Origin of the sequence: Noviherbaspirillum aridicola, assembly GCF_019656455.1 — a bacterium.
GTDB lineage: Bacteria > Pseudomonadota > Gammaproteobacteria > Burkholderiales > Burkholderiaceae_D > Noviherbaspirillum > Noviherbaspirillum aridicola.
Genome location: NZ_BPMK01000023.1, coordinates 23,358 through 43,569 on the forward strand (window position 1 = coordinate 23,358; position 20,212 = coordinate 43,569).

Annotated in this window: 20 protein-coding genes; 4 read left to right on the top strand and 16 right to left on the bottom strand. The window is 65.4% G+C overall.

Going from position 1 to position 20,212, the window contains the following annotated elements:
* Positions 1–49: 49 nt before the first annotated feature.
* From greB to NCCP691_RS20285, 6 genes are all read right to left on the bottom strand, one after another.
* A complete protein-coding gene (gene greB, locus NCCP691_RS20260) occupies positions 50–613 on the bottom strand; it encodes a transcription elongation factor GreB (protein WP_220810383.1) in 564 nt (187 codons plus the stop codon).
* Between the two features lie 23 nt (positions 614–636).
* Positions 637–1,581, bottom strand: a complete 945-nt coding sequence (locus NCCP691_RS20265) for a 23S rRNA (adenine(2030)-N(6))-methyltransferase RlmJ (RefSeq protein ID WP_220810384.1) — start codon at positions 1,579–1,581, stop codon at positions 637–639.
* Between the two features lie 42 nt (positions 1,582–1,623).
* Positions 1,624–2,073, bottom strand: coding sequence for a Cd(II)/Pb(II)-responsive transcriptional regulator (gene cadR / locus NCCP691_RS20270; RefSeq protein WP_220810385.1), 450 nt, complete (start codon positions 2,071–2,073; stop codon positions 1,624–1,626).
* A gap of 118 nt (positions 2,074–2,191) precedes the next feature.
* Complete coding sequence (gene aceA / locus NCCP691_RS20275; RefSeq protein WP_220810386.1) at positions 2,192–3,508, bottom strand: isocitrate lyase; 1,317 nt, start codon at positions 3,506–3,508, stop codon at positions 2,192–2,194.
* A 303-nt stretch (positions 3,509–3,811) separates the two neighbouring features.
* Positions 3,812–4,306, bottom strand: a complete 495-nt coding sequence (rraA, locus tag NCCP691_RS20280; protein ID WP_220810387.1) for a ribonuclease E activity regulator RraA — start codon at positions 4,304–4,306, stop codon at positions 3,812–3,814.
* A 102-nt stretch (positions 4,307–4,408) separates the two neighbouring features.
* Positions 4,409–5,632, bottom strand: coding sequence for an MFS transporter (locus NCCP691_RS20285; RefSeq protein ID WP_220810388.1), 1,224 nt, complete (start codon positions 5,630–5,632; stop codon positions 4,409–4,411).
* A 101-nt stretch (positions 5,633–5,733) separates the two neighbouring features.
* Here NCCP691_RS20285 and NCCP691_RS20290 point away from each other — a divergent pair, with 101 nt between their 5' ends.
* Entirely contained in the window at positions 5,734–6,522 is a 789-nt protein-coding gene (locus NCCP691_RS20290) for an AraC family transcriptional regulator (RefSeq protein WP_220810389.1), read from the top strand.
* 105 nt (positions 6,523–6,627) lie between these two features.
* Here NCCP691_RS20290 and clpB read toward each other — a convergent pair whose 3' ends face one another.
* From clpB to kbl, 8 genes are all read right to left on the bottom strand, one after another.
* Entirely contained in the window at positions 6,628–9,222 is a 2,595-nt protein-coding gene (gene clpB, locus NCCP691_RS20295; protein WP_220810390.1) for an ATP-dependent chaperone ClpB, read from the bottom strand.
* A gap of 129 nt (positions 9,223–9,351) precedes the next feature.
* The gene (gene crcB / locus NCCP691_RS20300) at positions 9,352–9,726 is read right to left on the bottom strand and encodes a fluoride efflux transporter CrcB (RefSeq protein ID WP_220810391.1); all 375 of its coding nucleotides are present in this window, start codon (positions 9,724–9,726) and stop codon (positions 9,352–9,354) included.
* Complete coding sequence (gene moaE, locus NCCP691_RS20305; RefSeq protein WP_220810392.1) at positions 9,723–10,202, bottom strand: molybdopterin synthase catalytic subunit MoaE; 480 nt, start codon at positions 10,200–10,202, stop codon at positions 9,723–9,725. The genes crcB and moaE overlap by 4 nt, the downstream gene beginning before the upstream one ends.
* 2 nt (positions 10,203–10,204) lie before the next feature.
* The gene (moaD, locus tag NCCP691_RS20310; protein WP_220810410.1) at positions 10,205–10,462 is read right to left on the bottom strand and encodes a molybdopterin converting factor subunit 1; all 258 of its coding nucleotides are present in this window, start codon (positions 10,460–10,462) and stop codon (positions 10,205–10,207) included.
* 5 nt (positions 10,463–10,467) lie between these two features.
* Complete coding sequence (locus NCCP691_RS20315) at positions 10,468–11,697, bottom strand: molybdopterin molybdotransferase MoeA (RefSeq protein WP_238482527.1); 1,230 nt, start codon at positions 11,695–11,697, stop codon at positions 10,468–10,470.
* A gap of 17 nt (positions 11,698–11,714) precedes the next feature.
* Positions 11,715–13,175, bottom strand: a complete 1,461-nt coding sequence (thrC, locus tag NCCP691_RS20320; protein WP_220810393.1) for a threonine synthase — start codon at positions 13,173–13,175, stop codon at positions 11,715–11,717.
* A 101-nt stretch (positions 13,176–13,276) separates the two neighbouring features.
* Complete coding sequence (locus NCCP691_RS20325; protein ID WP_220810394.1) at positions 13,277–14,245, bottom strand: NAD-dependent epimerase/dehydratase family protein; 969 nt, start codon at positions 14,243–14,245, stop codon at positions 13,277–13,279.
* A gap of 10 nt (positions 14,246–14,255) precedes the next feature.
* Positions 14,256–15,464 carry a glycine C-acetyltransferase gene (gene kbl, locus NCCP691_RS20330; RefSeq protein WP_220810395.1) on the bottom strand — a complete coding sequence of 403 codons (1,209 nt, stop codon included), beginning with the start codon at positions 15,462–15,464 and terminating at the stop codon, positions 14,256–14,258.
* Positions 15,465–15,597: 133 nt separating this feature from the next.
* Between kbl and NCCP691_RS20335 the strand changes: the two genes are divergently transcribed.
* Positions 15,598–16,179 (top strand): helix-turn-helix domain-containing protein, encoded by a 582-nt coding sequence (locus NCCP691_RS20335; RefSeq protein ID WP_220810396.1) that lies wholly within the window; start codon positions 15,598–15,600, stop codon positions 16,177–16,179.
* An 85-nt stretch (positions 16,180–16,264) separates the two neighbouring features.
* Here NCCP691_RS20335 and NCCP691_RS20340 read toward each other — a convergent pair whose 3' ends face one another.
* Both NCCP691_RS20340 and NCCP691_RS20345 read right to left on the bottom strand, forming a co-directional pair.
* On the bottom strand, positions 16,265–17,575 hold the full coding sequence (locus NCCP691_RS20340) for a homoserine dehydrogenase (protein WP_220810397.1): 1,311 nt from the start codon (positions 17,573–17,575) through the stop codon (positions 16,265–16,267).
* 66 nt (positions 17,576–17,641) lie between these two features.
* Positions 17,642–18,874, bottom strand: coding sequence for a pyridoxal phosphate-dependent aminotransferase (locus NCCP691_RS20345; protein WP_220810398.1), 1,233 nt, complete (start codon positions 18,872–18,874; stop codon positions 17,642–17,644).
* Between the two features lie 187 nt (positions 18,875–19,061).
* Here NCCP691_RS20345 and NCCP691_RS20350 point away from each other — a divergent pair, with 187 nt between their 5' ends.
* A complete protein-coding gene (locus NCCP691_RS20350; RefSeq protein ID WP_220810399.1) occupies positions 19,062–19,433 on the top strand; it encodes an Mth938-like domain-containing protein in 372 nt (123 codons plus the stop codon).
* Positions 19,434–19,555: 122 nt separating this feature from the next.
* Positions 19,556–20,032 (top strand): peroxiredoxin, encoded by a 477-nt coding sequence (locus tag NCCP691_RS20355; RefSeq protein ID WP_220810400.1) that lies wholly within the window; start codon positions 19,556–19,558, stop codon positions 20,030–20,032.
* Positions 20,033–20,212: the final 180 nt, after the last annotated feature.

Genomic DNA, 20,212 nt, shown 5'->3' on the forward strand with positions numbered 1-20,212 from the left:
AAATTCTGCAATGCAGCAATTCTAACCCGGAAAAATCGCGTGTCCGGCGTCAGGCGCGCGGCGCGGGATAGCGCACGTCGAGTATCGTCAGCTCATCCATCCCTGAGGGTGTCTTCAGGCTCACGCTGTCGCCCTCGCGCATCTTGGTCAGCGCCCGCGCGACCGGGGATATCCAGCTGATCTTGCCGTTGAGGGGGTCGAGTTCATCGATGCCGACGATGGTGACCGTATGCTCTTCCCCGGCGAGGTTTTCATAGGTGACGGTGGCGCCGAAGAAAATCTGGTCGCTGCCGTGATGCACGCTGGGGTCGACCACCTCCGCCCGATCGAGCCGCTTGGTCAGGAAGCGTATCCTGCGATCGATTTCCCGCAGCCGCTTCTTGCCGTAGAGGTAGTCGCCATTCTCGGAACGGTCGCCGTTGGAGGCGGCCCACGACACCACCCTCACCACTTCCGGCCGCTCGACGTCGATCAGGTGCAGCAGCTCTTCCTTCATGCGGCGGTGACCGTCCGGCGTCATGTAGTTCTTCGTGCCGGCGGGGATGGCCGGGACTCCGGCCTCGAGGTCGTCGTCCTCGTCCCCTTCGCTTTCCTTGACGAATGCCTTGTTCATGTTGCCTGTCCCGCTTTCCTCGTTCAGCCCGCCCGGCCGCGACGCATGCCGCTCTCGTCGGCCCGCTTCCCCGGGCCGGTGACCGGCAGGCCGGTCTCCAGCGTGAAGCGTGCGCCGTTGTCGCGCGCCAGCGTCTTGACCAGCCAGGGCATGGTTTCGCGCAGCATGGGTTCGAGCGTGTAGGGCGGATTGATGATGAACATGCCGCTGCTGGTCAGGCCGACGCCATCCGGCACCGGCGCGCCGACCGACAGCGTGACGTTGAGCCAGCCGCTGCACGGCAGGCGCTTGAGCTTGTCGGGCAGCTGGCGGGACTCCATGCGCTGCAGCATCGGATACCAGACCGCGTAGGTGCCGGTGGCGAAACGCACCAGCGCGTCGTCGAGCATCTGCTTGACCTTGCGATAGTCGTCCTTGATTTCGTAGGGCGGATCGATGAGCACCAGGCCGCGGCGCGACGGCGGCGGCAACAGGCTCCTGATGCCGGTGAAACCGTCCGACTTGTTGATCATTACCCGCTTGCCGCGGGAAGCCGGGCGCTGCCCCTGCTCGGCCAGGTGCGCCTCGCGCTTCTGGAAATTCTCCTGCAGGATCTTGCTGTCGCTCGGATGCAGTTCAAACAGGCGGATGCGATCCTGCTCGCGGGCGACACGGTCGGCGCAGTACGGCGAGCCCGGGTAGTAGCGCATCTTGCCGCTCGGGTTCATGTCCCTTACCAGCTGCACGTAGTCAGCCACCGGGCCGGGCATGTCCTTCTGGTCCCACAGGCGCGCAATGCCGGTCTCGCACTCGGCGCTCTTGGCGGCATAACCGGTATCGAGCGCGTACACGCCGGCGCCCGCGTGGGTGTCGATGTACATGTACGGCGTGTCCTTCTGCCCGAGATAACGCAGCAGCTGGATAAGCACGATGTGCTTGAGCACATCGGCATGATTGCCGGCGTGGAAGGCATGGCGGTAGCTCAGCATGGGGACCTTGAATGGGGGGAATGCGAAAGGGACAGCATTGTATCAAGCCTGCCCGCCGGCGCCCTGCCCTTCGGCATGGCAGGCGCAGTCGCTGCCGCCGGCGGCGCTTTGCAGATTGCGCAGGATGCCGCAGTCGCGTGCGCTCAGATGCGCGTCGCAGGTGCTGCGCAGCTCCTGCAACTGGCGCTGCAGTTGCTGCAGCGAGGCGATCTGCTCCCGCACCTGCAGCAGCTGGCGGTCGAGCAGCGCATTGACCTCGTCGCACGCGAGGTCGGGCTGGGACTGGAAGCGCTGCAGCAGGCGCACGTCGTCGAGCGACATGCCGAGCGAGCGGCAATGGCGGATGAAGAGCAGCCGCTCCGCGTCGCGTTCGCTGTATTGCCGGTAGTTGCCTTCGCTGCGCGCCGGTTGCGGCAGCAGGCCCTCCCGTTCGTAGTAGCGGATGGTCTCGACTTCGCATCCGCTGCGCCTGGCCAGTTCGCCGATACGCATTGCCTTCTCCTGCATCAGATCACGCGGTACAGGTTAGCACGGTCGAAAAAAAATGGCCGCCCCTGAGGACGGCCATCTGCGATCGTTGCTGCAGCCCGGCTCACGCCGGGCGCGGCGATCAGTGGAACTGTTCTTCTTCGGTCGAGCCGGTCAGCGCCTTGACCGAGGACGTGCCGCCCTGGATCACGGTGGTGACTTCGTCGAAGTAGCCGGCGCCGACTTCCTGCTGGTGCGACACGAAGGTGTAGCCCTTTTCGCGAGCGGCGAATTCCGGCTCCTGCACCATGTTCACATAGTGCTTCATGCCTTCGCCGCGGGCGTAAGCATGGGCGAACTGGAAGGTGTTGAACCAGTTGATGTGGATGCCGGCCAGCGTGATGAACTGGTACTTGTAGCCCAGCTCGGACAGCTTCTGCTGGAATTCGGCGATGCTCTTGTCGTCGAGGTTCTTCTTCCAGTTGAACGACGGCGAGCAGTTGTAGGACAGCAGCTTGCCCGGGCACTTCTCATGCACGGCCTGCGCGAATTCGCGGGCGAAGCCGAGGTCCGGGGTGCCGGTTTCGCACCACACCAGGTCGGCGTAGGGCGCATAGGCGACGCCGCGGCTGATGGCCTGCTCCAGACCGTTCTTGACGCGGTAGAAGCCTTCGGCGGTGCGCTCGCCGGTCAGGAAAGGCTTGTCGTTGGCGTCGTGATCGGAGGTGATCAGGTTGGCTGCCTCGGCATCGGTACGGGCCAGCACGATGGTGGGCACGCCCATGACGTCGGCGGCAAAGCGGGCGGCGATCAGCTTCTCGACCGCTTCCTGGGTCGGCACCAGCACCTTGCCGCCCATGTGGCCGCACTTCTTCACGGCGGCCAACTGGTCTTCGAAGTGCACGCCGGCGGCGCCCGCTGCGATCATGTTCTTCATCAGCTCGAAGGCGTTGAGCACGCCGCCGAAGCCGGCTTCCGCGTCAGCGACGATCGGCAGGAAGTAGTCGATGAAGTTTTCATCGCCCGGATTGATGCCGCGCGACCACTGGATCTCGTCGGCGCGCTTGAAGGTGTTGTTGATGCGGCGAACCATGGTGGGAACCGAGTCGTATGCATACAGCGACTGGTCGGGGTACATGGTTTCGGAAGTGTTGCCGTCGGCGGCGACCTGCCAGCCGGACAGGTACACGGCTTCCAGGCCGGCCTTGGCCTGCTGCATGGCCTGACCCGCGGTGATGGCGCCGAATGCGTTCACATAGCCCTTCTTGGCACCGCCGTTGACCTTGGCCCACAGCTTCTCGGCGCCTTCCTTGGCGAGCGTGTACTCGATCTGCTTGGAGCCGCGCAGGCGAACCACGTCTTCCGCGGTATAGCCGCGCTTGACGCCCTTCCAGCGCGGATTCTCCGCCCAGTCTTTTTCAAGTGCCTTAATTTGCTCTTCCCGAGATGCCATGCTCATTCTCCTAAGTGAAGCGATGAAAAGAAAAACAGATGGGTGAATATTAGGCCTTATTTTGCGGGGCAACAAGGTCTTATATAAGACATATGAGCTTTTTTTATGTGAGCGAAATCAACGACTTAATGTTTGTTTTTCGCGATGCGGAACGATTTCCCTCAAAATGAAATAGGCGCGTGCTGCCCTGCGCTATAAATTTTCCGCATTGTGAAAGGAGAAAACCGGGTAATGAAATCCGTCCGGACATCGGACGGGTCGCGGGGGCGGGGTGGAGGCTGCGGCGCCCGCTGGGCGCCGCCAGGCAGGTCAGGCGAGCTTTTCGGCGGCGACGAGAACGCCGTCCGCGTCGGCATAGATCCAGTCGCCGGGGCGGATCGCCACGCCGGCAATGGTGACGCGCAGGTCGGCATCGCCGGCGCCCTTGCGCACGCTGCGCTGCGGATGCGTGGCCAGCGCCCTCACCCCGATATCGCAGGCATTGATTTCTTCCGAATCCCGGATGCAGCCATTGACGACGATGCCGGCCCATCCGTTCTTTTCCGCGAGCACGCCGAGGTTGCCGCCCACCAGCGCGCAGCGCAGGCTGCCGCCGCCGTCGACCACCAGCACCTGGCCATTGCCGGGCGTCTCGAGCGTGGACCGGACGAGAACGTTGTCTTCGAACACCTTGAGCGTCTTCGCGGGACCCGAGAAGGACACGCGCTTTCCGTAAATCTGGAACAGCGGCGGCAGCACGTGCAACGTGCCGGCGGCCAGCTTGTCTTCGTTCGCATCGCAGATGTCGCAGGTGGCAAAGCTCATCGGGATCTCCGTGGTCGAGTGGTCAGAAAAGCAGGATTGTAAGCGACGCGCAAAAAACGAAGGCCGGCATGCGCCGGCCTTGCGATGCGGGTGTGCCGCCCTTCAGGCGGGCGCCCTGGCCGCGGCGCTGCGGCTGCCGACACTGACCGCGGTAAGGATGGCGAGACACTGGAAGAGGCCGATGCCGGCGAAGACCATGCCGGCCTGGCCGACGTCCATCAGTGCGCCGAACAGCAGCGGCGCCAGCGACAGGCCGATGTCGAGCCCCGAATACACTACGCCGTAGACCCTGCCCGTCGCGCTCTTCGGCGCCGCCGCGCGAATGAGCAGATCGCGCGAGGGACCGGCGACACCGGCGCCGAAACCGATCGCCCCCATCAGGGCAAGCGCAAGCCAGGCGGGCGTGGCGCCGCTGGCGACCACCAGCGCGAACGCGCCGGCCGCCGTGAAGGCGATCGCGATCGTGCGGTCATGGCGGCTGGTCTTCGCGGCAAGGAAGCCGCCCCACACCATGCCGGCGGCGGAGGCCAGCATGTAGGCGGTGTAGCCGGCGGTGGCCTGGGCGAGCGAGACGCCGTACAGCGCCCGCAGCGCCGACGCCGAAAAGCTTTGTATGCCGCCCAGGGCCAGCGCGGTGATCAGAAAGAAGGCGAAGCACATCCATACCGCCGGCAGCGCCATGAACGCCAGCAGATGGCCGCCGCCGCCATCGCGTTGCGGGCTTCGCACCACCGCGGCCTGTTCGCTCTCGAGCAACCGGCGGCAGACGAGCAGCAGCGCCAGCACCGTAAAGGGAATGAATGCGGCTGCCAGCAGCGCCGACCGCCAGCCCCAGACCTGCGCGATCCCGGCGAGGAAGATGGGCGCGGCGGCCCAGCCGAGGTTGCCCGAGATGCCGTGCAACGAGAAGGCGTGGCCGAGGCGAGGCTGCGAGACGCGGCGGTTGAGCAGCGTGAAGTCGGCGGGATGAAAGACGCTGTTGCCCATGCCCGCGAGCAGCGAGCCGGCCATCAGCATCGGATAGCTCTGCGCCTGCGACAGCACCAGCGCCGCCACCCCGAGCAGCGCGATGCCGCAGAAGAGCACGAGCCTCGGTCCGACCCGGTCGACGACGAATCCGGCAAGCGCCTGGCCCACACCCGACACCACGAAGAACACGGTCATCAGAAAGCCGAGCTGGGCGTAGGACAGTGCGAAATCCTGCTTCAGCCATGGGAACAGAGGCGCCAGGATCAGGTGGAAGAAGTGCGAGACGCCATGGGCAAGGCCCACCAGGCCAATGACCTGTGCGTCCTGACGGACGGGAGAAATGGCAGCAACCGACATGTGTCACCCGGAGAAAGTCGCGATGACTGGAGTGTAGGCAAAGTCATCACGTCTGTTTTAAGATGAATCGCCATTTTTTATCGCATTTCTGCCAAGCGCCCATGCCCGTCCAGCCCGTCCGCCATACCCGGCCCAATCTTCCCGGGCGCTCCCCCTCCTCCGAGCGGCCGGTCCGGGTCGTGGCGCGCGATCTCGCCGCCGCGGAACTGCTTGCCGCGCATTCGCACGAATGGGGGCAGATCACCTATGCGCTCGACGGCGTGATCCGGGTGACGGCGGCCGACACGACATGGATCGTGCCGCCGCAACGGGCGATATGGATTCCGCCGCACGCGGTGCACGAAGTCTCGACGCTGGAGCCGACCAGGCTGCGCGCGCTCTACATCCACGCGCGCGCGGCCCCCTTCGGCGGGCGCTGCGAAGTGCTGGAAGTCTCCACCCTGTTGCGCGAACTGGTGCTGGCGCTGGTGCAGAGCGATGCCGGGGACGCCCGCGAAGAACTGGTCATGCGGCTGATCCTGAATGAACTGCCGCGCCTGGCCACGCTCCCGATACGCGTGCCGCTGCCGCGCGACAAGCGGCTCAAGGCCTTGTGCGAGGCGCTGATCGCCGATCCCGCGCTGCCGCTGACCCTCGGTGCGTGGGCCGACCGGGTGGGCGCGTCGGAACGCACGCTGGCGCGCCTGTTCGAGAGGGAACTGGGCATGAGTTTCGGACAGTGGCGGCAGCAGGTGCGGCTGGCGCACGCGGCGCCGCTGATCGCGGCGGGCATGCCACTGTCGCAGGTGGCGGCCGAACTCGGCTATGCGAGTCAGTCGGCGTTTTCGGCGATGTTTCGGAAGACGTTTGGGAAGTCGCCCTCGGTGTTTTTTGGCGGTGCTACGGGTTGAGTAGTGGGGTCTTGCGGGGCGTTTTGTTCTTTCTTCGGGCCGAGGCAGGCTGGGCCGGCACGGAGGCCGGCCCCACTTGGGCTGCGGCGGGCCGGCCTGGCCGAATCAGCCGCTTAGCTTGTCGAACACCAGCTGGCCGTCGCGGACGGCTACGACCACGGTGTCCTTCGGGCCGAAGCGGCCTTCGAGGATCTGCTTCGACAGCGGATTCTCGATCTCCTGCTGGATCGCGCGCTTGAGCGGGCGGGCGCCATAGACCGGGTCGAAGCCGGCTTCGGCGACCTTCTGCAGCGCGGCGTCGGCGACGTCGAGCTTCATGTCCATCTTCGCCAGCCGCTTTTCCAGCGTCTGCAGCTGGATGCGGGCGATCGAGCCGATGTGCTTTTCGTCGAGCGCATGGAACACCACCAGCTCGTCGATGCGGTTGATGAACTCCGGCCGGAAGTGCGACTTCACCTCGGCCATCACCGCCAGCTTGACCAGCGCGGGGTCGCTGTCCTCCATGGACTGGATCTTGTGCGAACCCAGGTTGGAGGTCATCACGATCACCGTGTTCTTGAAGTCCACCGTGCGCCCCTGGCCGTCGGTCATGCGACCGTCGTCGAGCACCTGCAGCAGCACGTTGAACACATCCTGGTGCGCCTTTTCGATCTCGTCGAGCAGGATCACGCTGTAGGGCTTGCGCCGCACCGCCTCGGTCAGGTAGCCGCCTTCTTCATAGCCCACATATCCCGGCGGCGCGCCGATGAGCCGGGCTACCGAGTGCTTCTCCATGAACTCGCTCATGTCGATGCGGATCAGCGCTTCCTCGGTATCGAACAGGAAGGTCGCGAGCGCCTTGCACAGCTCGGTCTTGCCGACGCCGGTCGGGCCGAGGAACATGAAGGAGCCGTATGGCCGGTTCGGGTCGCCGAGGCCGGCGCGCGAGCGTCGGATCGCGTCCGACACGGCGACGATCGCCTCATGCTGGCCGACCACGCGCTTGTGCAGCTCTTCTTCCATGTGCAGCAGCTTGTCGCGCTCGCCCTGCATCATCTTGGAGACCGGGATGCCCGTCGCGCGCGACACCACTTCCGCGATTTCCTCGGCGCCGACCTGGGTGCGCAGCAGCTTGTGATCCTGCTTCTTTTCACCGCCGCCCTGCCCGGAGTCGGCCTGCCTGAGCTGCGCCTCCAGTTCCGGCAGGCGGCCGTACTGGAGCTCGGACATCTTCTGCCAGTCGCCGCGGCGCTTGGCTTCTTCCATCTGCAGACGAACCTTTTCGATCTCTTCCTTGATCTGCTGGGTGCCCTGCACGCCGGCCTTTTCCGCCTTCCAGACTTCTTCCAGGTCGGCGTACTCGCGCTCGAGCTTGTGGATCTCTTCCTCGATCAGGCCGAGACGCTTCTGCGAGGCTTCGTCGGTTTCCTTCTTGACCGCTTCGCGCTCGATCTTCAGCTGGATCAGGCGGCGGTCGAGACGGTCCATGACCTCCGGCTTGGAGTCGATCTCGATCTTGATCTTGGAGGCAGCCTCGTCGATCAGGTCGATCGCCTTGTCGGGCAGGAAGCGGTCGGTGATGTAGCGGTGCGAGAGCTCGGCGGCGGCGACGATCGCCGGGTCGGTGATCTCCACGCCATGGTGCACCTCGTATTTTTCCTGCAGACCGCGCAGGATGGCGATGGTCGCCTCCACGCTCGGCTCGCCGACCAGGATCTTCTGGAAGCGCCGCTCCAGCGCCGCATCCTTCTCGACGTACTTGCGGTACTCATCCAGGGTGGTGGCGCCGATGCAGTGCAGCTCGCCGCGCGCCAGCGCGGGCTTGAGCATGTTGCCGGCGTCGATCGCGCCCTCGGCCTTGCCGGCGCCGACCATGGTGTGCAGCTCGTCGATGAAGACGATGGTCTGGCCTTCGTCCTGGGCGATTTCCTTGAGCACCGCCTTGAGTCTTTCCTCGAACTCACCGCGGTACTTGGCGCCGGCCAGCAGCGCAGCCATGTCGAGCGACAGCACGCGCTTGGACTTGAGGCTGTCGGGCACTTCGCCGTTGACGATACGCTGCGCGAGCCCCTCGACGATGGCGGTCTTGCCGACGCCGGGTTCGCCGATCAGCACCGGATTGTTCTTGGAGCGGCGCTGCAGCACCTGGATCGCGCGGCGGATCTCGTCGTCGCGGCCGATCACCGGGTCGAGCTTGCCGGCACGGGCGCGCTCGGTCAGGTCGAGCGTGTATTTCTTGAGCGCTTCGCGCTGGCCTTCGGCATCCTGGGAGTTGACGTTGCCGCCGCCGCGTACCGCTTCGATCGCGGCTTCCAGGGCCTTGCGGGTCAGTCCGTGCTCCCGCGCCTGCCGGCCGGCGTCGGACTTGTCTTCGGTCAGCGCGAGCAGCACCATTTCGCTGGCGAGGAACTGGTCGCCGCGCTTCTGGGCTTCCTTGTCGGCCAGGTTGAGCAGGGCCACCAGTTCGCGGCCGACCTGCACTTCGCCGCCGGTGCCCGATACCTTGGGCAGGCGCTCCAGCCCCTGTTTCAGACCGTTGGCGAGAGCGCCGACATTGACGCCGGCGCGCTGCAGCAGTGAACGTGCGCCGCCGTCATCCTGATTGAGCAGCGCGGTGAGCAGGTGCACTGGTTCGATGTACTGGTTGTCGTTGCCGACGGCCAGACTCTGGGCATCGGACAGTGCCTCCTGAAGCTTTGTGGTGAGTTTGTCGAGACGCATGGGTCCTCCGGGATTCAATTGCTACCGAAATAGGGGCGGCAAACCACTTTTCAAGAAATCGCAATTGATTCTGGATACTTTGCGTGTCCGGCGGGATGGAACCAGATCAAGTTTTCCCGGAAAAACGGCTCAGTCGAACAGCACGCGCCAGGCGGCGGCGCCGGCGATGCAAAAGGCGATCGAGCCGACCAGGTGAAGCGCGGAATGGCCGAGCGCCCAGGCGTATTCGCCTCGCTGCAGGAGGCCCATGGCCTCGGCCGAAAAGGTGGAAAAGGTCGTCAGCCCGCCGAGCAGGCCAGTGACGATGAACAGCCGCCATTCCGGTGCGAGGCCGGGAGCGGCGGAGAAGAAGGCGAAGGCGCAGCCGGCGAGGAAGCCGCCGCCGAGATTGGCGGCCAGGGTGCCGACCGGCAGCGCAGGGTGCAGCGCGTTGAGCCAGAGGCCGAGGCCCCAGCGCAGCCAGGCGCCCAACGCCGCGCCGAGGCCGACGGCCAGGAAGCTCATTCCGGCTTGCCGGCGTTGCTGGAGGCGATGCCCCATTTCGCCAGCGCCCGGTCGTCCGACTCGCGGGCGTCGACCCAGCGCGCGCCGGCGGCACCGTGTTCCTTCTTCCAGAAGGGGGCGGCGGTCTTGAGGTAATCCATGATGAACTCGCAGGCGGCGAAGGCTTCGCCCCGGTGGGCGGAGAGCACGGCCACCAGCACGATCTGGTCCATCGGTTGCAGCGGGCCGACGCGGTGGATGACCAGCGCATCGATGATCTGCCACCGGCGGCCGGCCTCGGCGACGATGTCGTCGAGCGCCTTTTCGGTCATGCCGGGATAGTGCTCGAGCTCCATCGCGCTCACGCCGGCGCCGTCGTTGATGTCGCGCACCGTGCCGACGAAGGCGGCCACCGCGCCCACGCCCGGGCGCCCGGCGCGCAGCGCCGCCACCTCGGCGCCGAGGTCGAAATCCTGGGTCTGTACCCGCACCGGCATGATCAGCCTCCGGTGACGGGCGGGAAGAAGGCGACTTCCCCGCCCTCGGCGACCGGCGTGTCGGCGCCGGTCATCTGCTGGTTGTAGGCCATGCGCAGCGCCCTGCCCTCGGCCAGGGCTTCGGCCCAGGCGCCGCCGCGGCGGACGAGCCAGGCGCGCACCTGGCCGACGGTGCGGACGTCGGCCGGCAGGCTCGCCTCTTCCTGGGCGGTGCCGACCGCTTCACGCACGCTGGCGAAAAAACGCAGGCGGATTTGCATCGTAGTCATTGATTCAGTTCGGAAAACGGGATGAAGCGCACCAGGTCGCCACGGGCGATCGCTTGTCCCGGCGGACAATCGATCAGGCCGCTGCCCCAGACCGCCGAGGTCAGGACCGCCGAGCCCTGGTTCGGGAACAGGTCGAGCCCGCCCTCTGCATTGACCTTGGCGCGCAGGAATTCGTTGCGGCGATCCGCCCTGGGCCAGTCGAAGTCGGCGCGCAGCATGAAGCTGTCCGGCATCACTTTGCCGACGCCCTGCAGGCGCAGCAGGAAGGGCCGCACGAAGAGCAGAAAGGTGACGAAGCTCGACACCGGGTTGCCGGGCAGGCCGAGGAAAAAGGCCGGCGGCTGGCCGGCACGGTCGACCTCGCCGAAAGCCAGCGGCTTGCCGGGCTTGATCGCGATCTGCCACATGTTGATCCGGCCTTCGGCTTCCACCGCCGGCCGGACGTGGTCTTCCTCGCCCACCGAGACGCCGCCGGAGGTGATGATGAGGTCGCTGTGCGCGGCCGCGTCGCGCAGCGCGGCGCGGGTGGCGTCCAGGGTGTCGGGCACGATGCCCAGGTCCAGCACCTCGCAGCCGAGCGACTGCAGCAGGCCGCGCAGAATGAAACGGTTGGAGTTGTAGATCGCGCCCGGCGCGAGCGGCTCGCCGGGCATCGCCAGTTCGTCGCCGGTGAAAAACACGGCGACGCGGGGGCGCCGCCTGACGGGCAGCACGGCGATGCCGACCGAGGCCGCCAGACCCAGTTCCTGGGCGCGCAGCCGGGTGCCGGCCGCCAGGATCACGCCGCCGGCGGCGATGTCCTCGCCGCGGCGGCGTATCCATTCGCCCGCCTGCGGGGCGTGGCGTATCGTGACTTCGCCGCTGTCGGCATGCGCTTCGCATTGCTCCTGCATCACCACCGCGTCCGCGCCTTCGGGGATCATCGCGCCGGTGAAGATGCGGGCCGCGGTACCGGGCTGCAGCGGCTGGCCGACATGGCCGGCGGGGATGCGCTGGCTGACCGGCAACCGCGCGGCGCCGCCCGCGCAGTCGGCGCTGCGTACCGCGTAGCCGTCCATCTGGGTATTGTCGAGCGGCGGCACGTCGATGCGGGACACCTGGTCCTGCGCCAGCACGCGGCCCACCGCAAGTTCGGTGGGCACGATTTCTTCATCCGCGATCGTGCGCACGGCGGCCAGCAACTGCGCCAGCGCCTGTTCACGGGTCAGCATCGGCTTGTGTTCCATCGCGCCCCCTTCGCTGTCTACAGGCCGGTATGGCTGGCGATGTAGGCCTTCATCTTCTCGACGTCGGCATTCATCACTTCGAAACGTTGCGGCAGCGCCTCGATATTCTCGAAGCCGGCCGGCCGCTCGGCGTCGCGGCCGAGCGCCTCCCTGATGGTCTCGTTGAACTTGGCGGGCAGCGCGGTTTCGAGCACCAGCATGGGCACGCCCGGCTTGATGTGCTCGCGCGCGACCTTCACGCCGTCGGCGGTATGGGTGTCGATGGTGACGCCATAACGCTGGTGCACGTCGCGGATGGTCGCGATGCGGTCCGCATGCACCGACTTGCCGGACACGAAACCGTACTCGGCGACCTTGCGGAATTCATCGCCGTCGCTGCCTGGTTCGCCGGACAGGTCGAAGCCGCCCTCGGTCTCGACCTTGCGGAACAGCGCGGACAGGCGCTTCGCGTCGCGCCCGATCAGGTCATAGACGAAACGCTCGAAATTGGACGCCTTGCTGATGTCCATGCTCGGGCTGGTGGTGTGGTAGGTCTCGGCGGACTTGCGCACCCGGTAGACGCCGGTACGGAAGAATTCGTCGAGCACGTCGTTCTCATTGGTCGCCACCACCAGCTGGTCGATCGGCAGACCCATCATGCGGGCGATGTGGCCGGCGCAGATGTTGCCGAAATTGCCGGACGGGACGGTGAACGAGACCTTCTGGTCATTGCTCGCGGTGGCCGCCAGATAGCCGCGGAAGTAGTAGACCACCTGGGCCACCACGCGCGCCCAGTTGATCGAGTTGACGGTGCCGATCTTGTGGCGTGCCTTGAAGGCGAGATCGTTGGAGACCGCCTTGACCATGTCCTGGCAGTCGTCGAACACGCCCTGCACCGCGATATTGAAGATGTTGGGGTCCTGCAGGCTGAACATCTGCGCTGTCTGGAAGGCGCTCATCTTGCGGTACGGCGACAGCATGAAGACGCGGATGCCCTTCTTGCCGCGCATCGCGTACTCGGCCGCGCTGCCGGTGTCGCCGGAGGTGGCGCCGAAGATGTTGAGCTGGGCGTTCTGCCTGGCCAGCGCGTATTCGAACAGGTTGCCGAGCAGCTGCATCGCCATGTCCTTGAAGGCCAGCGTGGGGCCGTTGGACAATGCCTGCAGGACGAGCTTTCCGCCGTCCCCGTCTTCCAGCACCCGCAGCGGCGTGATCTGCGCCGCATCCTCGCCGGCCCGCGCGTTGCGGTACACCTCGGCGGTATAGGTCTTGCGCGCCAGCTCGCGGAGATCGGCTTCGGGGATGTCGGTGGCGAACTTCTTCAGTACCTCGAAGGCGAGCCCGGCGTAGGACAGCCCGCGCCAGGCGTCGAGTTCGGCGCCGGAGACACGCGGATATTCGACCGGCAGATAGAGGCCGCCGTCCGGCGCCAGGCCGCCGAGCAGAATTTCAGAGAACGACTGGGCCGGCGCTTGACCGCGGGTGGAGACGTATTGCATGGGCGTTGACAGTTGGACAAGAGCGGCGGCCGGCCGTCCCGCGAAGACGGGCGGCAGAACGCCGGATGAAAAGGAAACATTATAACTGTGCGCCCCTGCCCTCAGGCGGCATGGTGGCGCCTGTGCGCCGGCCGGAGGTTTTCCAGCATGTCGGCCGCCATCTGCTCCAGCCCGAAGCGCGCCTGCCAGCCCCAGTCTGCGCGCGCGCAGCTGTCGTCCAGGCTGTGCGGCCAGCTGTCGGCGATCGCCTGGCGGTGGTCCGGCTCATAGGCCACGGCGAAGCGCGGCAGGTGACGGCGGATCGCTTCGGCCAGCTCGCGCGGGCTAAAGCTGACGCCCGCCACGTTGTAGCTGGAGCGTACCCGCAGCGTGTCGCCGGGCGCCTCCATCAGCATGATGGTCGCGCGGATGGCGTCGGGCATGTAGATCATCGGCAGTGTGGTGTCCGGGCCGAGATAGCAGCGATAGGTCTCGCCCGCCAGCGCGGCGTGGAAGATCGCGATCGCGTAGTCGGTGGTGCCACCGCCCGGCGGCGACTTGTGGCTGATGATGCCCGGGTAGCGGATGCTGCGCACATCCACGCCGTAGCGCTGGAAATAGTATTCGCACAGCCGCTCGCCCGCCTGCTTGCTGATTCCGTAGATGGTGGTCGGATCCATCACTGCCAGCTGGGGCGTGTCCACCGCCGGCGTGTGCGGGCCGAAGGCAGCGATCGAGGACGGCCAGAACACTTTCAGCGGCTTGCCCTCGGCGCCCCGTTCGCGTGCCAGTTCGAGCACGTTGAGCAAGCCGTTCATGTTGAGCGTCCACGCCTTGAGCGGTGCCTGCTCGCCGGTGACCGACAGCAGCGCCGCGAGCTGATAGACCTGCGTCACGCCGTGCTCCCTGACCACGCGTGCGAGCGCGGCGGTGTCGAGCACGTCCAGCCTTTCATAGCGGGCGGCGCCGAACAGGCTGCGCGGCGCGACGTCGGTCGCGATCACATTGCCCGCACCGTGGCGCGCGGCCAGCGCGTCCACCAGTTCGCTGCCGATCTGGCCGTTGGCGCCTATCACCAGTATTTTCTCCATCGCCGCCTCCTTACTTTCCGATCAGGCCGAGTTCGCGGCCGGCCTGGGCGAAGGCTGCCAGCGCCCGCTCCAGCTGTTCCCGGCTGTGCGCCGCGGACAGCTGCACCCTCACCCGCGCCTGCCCCATCGGCACCACCGGATAGAAGAAGCCGGTCACGAGCACGCCGAGTTCATACAGGCGTTGCGCGAAGCGCTGCGCCAGCGGCGCGTCGAACAGCATGACCGGCACCACGGGATGCGTGCCCGGCTTGATGGTGAAACCGAGCGCCGCGATCTGCTCGCGGAAGAAGGCGGTGTTGGCGTGCAGGCGGTCGCGCAGTTCGGTCGACGCGCGCAGCCTTTCCAGCACGGACAGCGAGGCGCCGGCGATGACGGGCGCCAGGGTATTGGAGAACAGGTAGGGCCGCGATTTCTGGCGCAGGGTTTCCACCACCTCGCGCCGCGCGGCGGTAAAGCCGCCCATCGCGCCGCCCAGCGCCTTGCCGAGCGTGCCGGTGATGATGTCGACCCGTCCCATCACGCCATGATGCTCATGCGTGCCGCGCCCGGTTCTGCCCATGAAGCCGGTGGCGTGGCTGTCGTCGATCATGACCAGCGCGTCATAGCGGTCGGCGAGGTCGCAGATGCGGTCGAGCTGGGCGATCGTGCCGTCCATCGAGAACGCGCCGTCGGTGACGATCAGACGCTGGCGCTTGTCCTGCGCCGCCTGCAGCTGACGCTCCAGGTCGGCCATGTCGTTATGCGCGTAACGCATGCGCGCGGCCTTGCACAGGCGGATGCCATCGATGATGGAAGCGTGGTTGAGCGCGTCGGAAATGATGGCATCGTTCTCGTCGAACAGCGGTTCGAATACGCCGCCGTTGGCATCGAAGGCCGCCGCGTAGAGGATGCAGTCCTCCATGCCGAGGAAATCCGCCAGCGTACGCTCGAGCTGCTTGTGCACCGTCTGCGTGCCGCAGATGAAACGCACCGAGGACAGGCCATAGCCGTAGCGGTCGATCGCGGCAATCGCGGCCTGCGCCATCTGCTCGTCCCCGGACAGGCCGAGATAATTGTTGGCGCACAGATTGAGCAGGCGGCTGCCGTCGTCGCAGACGACTTCCGCCCCCTGGCGGGAGGCGAGCACGCGTTCCGCCTTGAAAAGCCCCTGTTCGCGCAGGTTCTCGAGATTGCCGGCCAGTGTCTGGTAGAAGCCGGCCCTGCTGGTGTTTGACGTCATGTTTTCTCCACGGGCATCGCGGGCCGCCGGTCTTCTGTTAAGATCGTCGTTCATTAAACTGCCCGCTTTTCAATATATTGAACTGTTTGTTCAACATATTGAATACTAGCCATCCGTCTCGCCAATTGCAAGCATGGCCATCAACATTTCCCATCCTCCCGTCTCTCCGCCGGAAGTCGGCGCCACCCTGCAGCGTCTCCGGCTGGCCCGGGGTTTGACACTGGAAGACCTGTCGCGTGCCGCAGGCGTGTCCAAATCGATGCTGTCCCAGATTGAACGAGAGAAAGCCAACCCCACCATCGCGGTCGCCTGGCGCCTGGCCAATGCGCTCGGCATCGGCATCGATGAACTGCTTGCGGGCGAGCAGAGGGAAAGCGATGCCATCCAGCTCGTCGAGCCGCACGAGACACCCACCCTGCCCGGCAATCATTCCGGCTACGTGCTGCGGATACTCGGCCCGATGGACCTCGCCGGCAAGTTCGAGTGGTACGAACTGACGCTCGCGCCCGGCGGCGCGCTCCGCTCCCAGGCGCACGATCCCGGCACGACCGAACATCTGAGCCTGCTCTCGGGCAGCCTGGAGGTGGAGGTCGACGGACAGGTGAAAAAGCTCAAGCCGGGCGCCAGCGCCCGCTACCAGGCGGACAAGGCGCATGCGATCGTCAATGGCGGCAAGAGCGAGGCCAGGGCGCTGCTGGTGGTGATTCACCGGTAGCCGGCGTGGGCGGCCTGTCGTGCCGCGGACGAAAAAAAAGCGCGCTGCCTCGCGCAGCGCGCCCTTCTCACCGACTCTGGCGGGCTCAGCCCAGCTGTTCGAGGCGGATCTTGGTCACCTGGCCGGCGACCGTCGGCAGCGCTTCGATGCGCCTGATGGCCGCTTCGACGTTCTTTTCCTTCGTCTGGTGCGTCAGCATGATGATGTCGGTGCGGGTCTCGCCTTCCTCCGGCTCCTTCTGCAGCATGGCATCGATGGAGATCGTGCTGTCGGCGAGAATGCGGGTGATATCGGCCAGCACGCCGGCCTGGTCCGCGACCTGCATGCGCAGGTAGTAGCTGGTGGTGACTTCGGCCATCGGCAGGATCGGCGTATCCACCATCTGGTCGGGCTGGAAGGCCAGATGCGGAACACGATGCTCCGGATCGGCGGTCGCCAGGCGGGTGATGTCCACCAGGTCGGCGATCACGGCCGAGGCGGTCGGCTCCGAACCCGCGCCCTTGCCGTAGTACAGCGTGGCGCCAACGGCGTCGCCCTGCACCAGCACGGCGTTCATCGCGCCTTCGACGTTGGCGATCAGGCGTTTGGCCGGGATCAGCGTCGGATGGACGCGCAGCTCGATGCCGCCGTCGGTGCGGCGCGCGATGCCGAGCAGCTTGATGCGGTAGCCGAGCTGTTCGGCATAGCGGATGTCGGTCGCCTGCAGTCTGGTGATGCCTTCCACGTGCGCCTTGTCGAACTGCACGGGAATGCCGAAGGCGATGGCCGCCATGATGGTCGCCTTGTGCGCGGCGTCGACGCCTTCGATGTCGAAGGTCGGGTCGGCCTCGGCGTAGCCCAGGCGCTGCGCTTCCTTCAGCACGACGTCGAAGTCCAGGCCCTTGTCGCGCATCTCGGACAGGATGAAGTTGGTGGTGCCGTTGATGATGCCGGCGATCCACTGGATGCGGTTGGCGGTCAGTCCCTCGCGCAGCGCCTTGATGATCGGGATGCCGCCGGCGACCGCCGCTTCGAACGCCACCATCACGCCCTTCTGCTGCGCCGCCTTGAAGATTTCATTGCCATGGGTGGCCAGCAGCGCCTTGTTGGCGGTGACCACGTGCTTGCCGTTGGCGATGGCCTTGAGCACCAGGTCCTTGGCCACGCCGTAGCCGCCGATCAGCTCGACGACGATATCGATGTCGGGATTGTTGACGACCAGGTTGCCGTCGCTGACCACTTCGCACTCGCCGTTCGTCAGCTCCCTGGCGCGATCGGTATTGAGGTCTGCCACCATCGTAATCTGGATGCTGCGGCCGGCGCGCCGGGTAATCTCTTCCTGGTTGCGCTTGAGGACATTGAATGTGCCGGAACCGACGGTTCCGATGCCGAGCAGGCCTACTTTGATGGGTTTCATAATCGTCGAAGAATGAATGCTTCAAAACCCGGCCGCGCGCGGCCGGGGTGGAAAACATGCGCCGCCTCAGGCAGCGATCGCGTGGCGCCTGCGGTAGTTGTCGAGGAAGCGCGCGATGCGGCCGATCGCCTCCGTCAGGTCGTCCGAATTGGGCAGGAACACGACGCGGAAGTGATCCGGCGCGATCCAGTTGAAGCCCGTGCCCTGGACGATGAGTACCTTTTCCTCGGCCAGCAGTTCATAGGCGAACTTCTGGTCGTCGCTGATCGGGTAAAGCCGGGGATCGAGCCTGGGGAACATGTACAGCGCCGATTTCGGCTTGACGCAGGTCACGCCCGGAATATCGGTGAGCAGCTTGTGCGCCAGGTCGCGCTGGCGCAGCAGCCGGCCGCCGGGGCCGACCAGGTCGTTGATGCTCTGGTAGCCGCCGAGCGCGGTCTGGATCGCGTACTGGCCCGGCACGTTCGCGCACAGGCGCATCGAGGCCAGCATGTTCAGGCCTTCAATGTAGTCCCGGGCCGGCTTCTTGTCGCCCGACACCACCATCCAGCCCGCGCGGTAACCGCAGGAGCGGTAGTTCTTGGACAGGCCGTTGAGCGTGATGAAGAGCACGTCGTCCGCCAGCGACGCGATCGAGGTATGGGTCTCGCCGTCGTACAGGGTCTTGTCGTAGATTTCGTCGGCGAACACGATCAGCTGGTGCTGGCGCGCGACCTCGACGATCTCCTTGAGCAGTTCGACCGGATACAGCGCGCCGGTCGGGTTGTTCGGGTTGATGACGACGATGGCCCGGGTGTTCGGAGTGATCTTCTTCTTGATGTCGTCGATGTCGGGCAGCCAGCCGGACTCCTCGTCGCAGACGTAGTGCACCGGCTTGCCGCCGGAAAGGCTGACGGCGGCGGTCCACAGCGGATAATCGGGCGCCGGCACCAGCACCTCGTCGCCGCCGTTGAGCAGCGCGTTCATGCCCATTACGATGAGTTCGGACGCGCCGTTGCCGATGTAGATGTCGTCGATGCCCACCCCGGCGATCTTCTTCTCCTGGGTGTAGTGCATGATCGCCTTGCGCGGCGCGAACAGGCCCTTGGAGTCGGTATAGCCGGCCGCGTTGCCCATGTTGAGGATCATGTCATGCACGATCTCGTCGGGCGCGTCGAAGCCGAACACGGCGAGGTTGCCGATGTTGAGCTTGATGATCTTGTGGCCCTCTTCCTCCATCTCCTTGGCTTTTTCAAGCACCGGTCCACGGATGTCATAGCAGACGTCTGCCAGTTTCTTCGATTTCTGAATCGGTCGCACGGGGCAATCCCTTGATGAGAGCACAGGAAGCGGCACGCGATGGTGCACCGCCAAAGAGGTTCATTTTGCCGAAAGCAACCCGTTTTATCAATCCGGAACGGGGCGCAGCGCAAAAGTTAGGGCTAAAATGCCTATCTTTTTCTCGCAGTTGGCGGAAATTCACGGCCGCCGGCCTGTCTACATCGTCATGAAACTGCACACCGCCCCCACCCAGCACTACCAGACCGTCACCGCCTACGACGAATCGGGCGTGGAGATCAACGCGGTCCGCTTCAATTACAGTCTGACGGTCATGCCTGAGACCCCGCCGGCGGCCTGGCACGCCGAATCCTTCGACACGCTCACCGCGGCCCATTTCGAAAGCATTGCGGCGGCCGCCCCGGACGTGGTCATCCTCGGCACCGGCGCCCGGCAGCGCTTCATTCATCCGCGCCTGGTGCAGCCGCTGACCTCGCGCCGCATCGGCGTCGAATGCATGGACAATCCGGCGGCTTGCCGTACCTACAACATCCTGATGGGCGAAGGCCGGAAGGTGGTGCTGGCGCTGATCATGGAATGATCGGGGTCATTCTCCCTTCCCAAACCGGATGAAGTTTCGATAACATCCGCCTGCGGCGTCGCAACCGGCGGCGCATGCCCGATGCTCGCCAAAAACGAGAACAACCCGCACCTGGAGAACACATGGCCGAAAGCCCATCCGCACTGAACCTCACCGTCCCGGAGTTTTCCGCCGCGATGACGGGCGACCAGACATTCAGGCTGTCCGATTACCAGGGCAAGGCTCTGGTGCTGTACTTTTACCCCAAGGACAATACGCCCGGCTGCACGACCGAGAGCATGCAGTTCCGCGATCTCCACCCGCAGTTCCGCGCGGCCAACGCGGAAGTGTTCGGCATCAGCCGCGACAGCATTCGTTCGCACGAGGGTTTCAAGGCCAAGCTCGAGCTGCCCTTCGAACTCATCTCCGATCCCGACGAGACGGTCTGCAATCTCTTCGACGTGATGAAAATGAAGACCATGTACGGCAAGCAGGTGCGCGGCGTCGAGCGCTCCACTTTCGTCATTGACGCCGGCGGGAAATTGGTGAAAGAATGGCGTGGAGTGAAAGTGCCTGGACATGTGGATGACGTCCTGGAGTTCGTGAAGGCCCTTGCATAATTCGCCGAAACATTGAATTCAAAGAAGAATTTCTCCGAAAGGCCGTTTGTGGAAGAGGCGCCGCGCCTCCCCCTCAAACGGCCTTTTGCTTTTCGGCCACCGATGCCGCAAGCGCGGTCCGCAGCACCCGCCAGACTGCCTGGCGTATTTCCAAGTAGTTGTCAATTTCACCTTACTTAG